The sequence below is a fragment of the Lentilactobacillus hilgardii DSM 20176 = ATCC 8290 genome (genome assembly GCF_000159315.1).
GTDB lineage: Bacteria > Bacillota > Bacilli > Lactobacillales > Lactobacillaceae > Lentilactobacillus > Lentilactobacillus hilgardii.
The window spans coordinates 1-241 of the sequence record NZ_GG670045.1 but is presented as its reverse complement, the minus strand read 5'-3'; the positions used below and the strand labels follow the sequence as shown (position 1 = coordinate 241).

General features: G+C 39.0%; 1 protein-coding gene. It reads left to right on the top strand.

Annotation, left to right across the window (positions count from 1 at the left end; all coding sequences use genetic code 11):
• Nucleotides 1-193, top strand: a 193-nt coding sequence (locus tag HMPREF0519_RS12820; RefSeq protein WP_003637160.1) for a DNA/RNA helicase domain-containing protein, incomplete at its 5' end; no start/stop codon positions are given.
• Nucleotides 194-241: the final 48 nt, after the last annotated feature.

Below are 241 nucleotides of genomic sequence, written 5' to 3'. Positions count from 1 at the left end.
TCCAAGTAAGGTGACAGATGTCGAAATCTTTAAACACCGACAAGATTTGAGCGGACAGGATTATGAACAGAGTAAAGAAATCCTGCTGAGAAATTCGTTGAATGTCTTGTTGCGACGAGGTATCAAGGGCATGTATCTACATGCTCACGATCCGAAGTTAGAGAGTTATCTGGAAAAGATGATTCAAAAATAAAACGTAACGATTGACAACGAGGACACTTCTCTATATAGTTAGTTACAC